1 protein-coding gene is annotated in these 2126 nt (G+C 71.5%); it reads right to left on the bottom strand.

The genetic code is table 11. The features are described from left to right. A partial coding sequence (locus ACFY8O_RS34415; RefSeq protein ID WP_387909353.1) for a polyketide synthase dehydratase domain-containing protein occupies window positions 1–2126 on the bottom strand: 2126 nt, incomplete at both ends.

Raw genomic sequence — 2126 nt, 5'->3', positions numbered from 1 at the left:
GCATACGAACCCGACAGCAAGCCCATCACCCGATCACCCACCACAAAACCAGTGACCCCAGGCCCCACCTCGGTCACCACCCCCGCACCCTCACTCCCGAACAACGCCTCGGTCTCCGGGGCAGCCCCGTCACCGTCGCCGCTCGACAGTCCCGCCGTCTTGGAGACGACTCCCAACGCCACGAGCACGTCACGGAAGTTGACCCCGGTGGCGCGTACCTCGACCCGTACCTGACCCGCACAGAGCGGCTCGGCAGCACGCGGAGCGGCCACCAGACGCAGCCCGTCCAGCGTTCCACCCGTGTCCAGCTCCACACCCCAGGCGTCCGCTTCGGGCACGGCCAGAGTGTCGGCGTCAGTGGTGGAGACCCGGCCGAGCCGGGGCACATAAACCGCTCCGGAACGCAGCGCCAACACGGACTCGTCAGCGGCCACCGCCCCGGCGACCGCGGCGGGCAGGGCCGCGGCGGACGACGGCGCGTCGTCCAGGTCGGCCAGCACGAAACGGCCCGGGTGTTCGGAGGACGCCGTGCGGATCAGGCCCTGCACCGCGGCCTGCCCGGGATCGGGCCGCTCTCCCGGTGCGACGGCCGAACCACCCCGGGTCACCACGACGAGCCTGGCCTCCTCCAGCTCCGGAAGAGCCAGCCATTCCTGTACGTCGGCAAGTACGGGGGCCAGCAGCGCACGGACGGCGGCAGGGGTGTCCCCACCCGCCGTCCGTGGGCAGGGCAGGAGCACGGTCGCGGGCACGGCGCCGCCGCCGCGGACGCTCTCGGCGAGCGCGGCGAGGTCCGCGTAAGACGGCAGATCGAGCGCTGCCAGACCATCACCCAGGACCACGGCCGTATCAGGAACATCGCTGGTGTTGCCCGAACCATCGCCGAGCGAGGACCAGTTGACCTCGTACAGGGAATCCACGCTCTGACGGGAGAGCGTGTCAGCGGTGAGCGGGCGCGAGGTGAGCGCCTCTATGGTGAGCACCGGAAGGCCGGAGCCGTCGGTCAGCCGCACCTCGAGAGAGTCTGCGCCCGTCGGCGTCAGCCGGACTCGTACCGCTGTGGCACCGGTCGCGTGGAGACGGACCCCGGCGAAGGAGAAGGGCATCATTCGCTCGCCGCCGTCCTCCAGCAGCGTCACCAGACCCGTCTGGAGCGCGGCGTCGACGAGGGCGGGGTGCACCCCGAACCGCCCGGCGTCCCGCTCCGCACCTTCCGGCAGTACGACATCGGCGAACAACTCCTCGCCACGCCGCCACACCGCACGGATGCCCTGGAACACCGGACCGTAGCCGTACCCCATGGCCGCCAGGCGCTCGTACAGCCCGTCGATGTCCACGGCCTCCGCGCCCGCCGGCGGCCAGACGGCGTCGGCTGGCGCCTGCTGGCCGGCGAGTGCGGCAGGCGCCGCGATCAACAGCCCCTCGGCGTGGCAGACCCACTCCGCACCGTCGTCCTCCTGGCCGGCCCGGGCCGCCCGGGAGTGCAGCTGCACCGTGCGCCGGCCCTGCTCGTCGGGGGATCCCACGGCGACCTGGATATCGACCACCGCGTCGCCGCCCGGTACGACGAGGGGGGCCTGCAGAACGAGCTCCTCGAGGAGTTCGCAGCCGACGCTCTCACCCGCACGCAGTACCAGTTCGACCATGGCTGCCCCGGGCACCAGGACCCGGCCCAGCACCGCGTGACCGGCGAGCCAGGAATGCGTGTGGAGGGATATGCGGCCCGTGAAGAGGTGGCCCTCGCCGCTCGCGAGCGCGATCCCGGCAGCCAGCAGCGGGTGACCGAGCGCGGAGAGACCGGCCCCGGACACCTCAGCGGCGCCGGATGCACCGTCCAGCCAGTAGTGCCGACGCTGGAAGGCATACGTGGGCAACTCGACCCGGCGCGCACCACTGCCCGCGAACACACCCTGCCACTCCGGCTCAACACCCCGCACCCACAACTCTGCCAGCGAAGTGAGGAAACGCCGAACGTCCCCCTGATCACGCCGCAACGTGCCGACCGCACACACCTCGACGCCCACGGACTCTCCGGTCTCCTCGACCGGGGACGTCAGCACCGGATGCGGACTGACCTCGACGAACGTGGTGTAACCCTCGGCAATCAGCCCACGAACCGTCTCCTC

This window comes from Streptomyces argenteolus (assembly GCF_042902585.1).
Taxonomy (GTDB): domain Bacteria; phylum Actinomycetota; class Actinomycetes; order Streptomycetales; family Streptomycetaceae; genus Streptomyces; species Streptomyces argenteolus.
The sequence above is the reverse complement of the archived record's forward strand: the minus strand, read 5'-3'. Positions and strand labels throughout refer to the sequence as shown.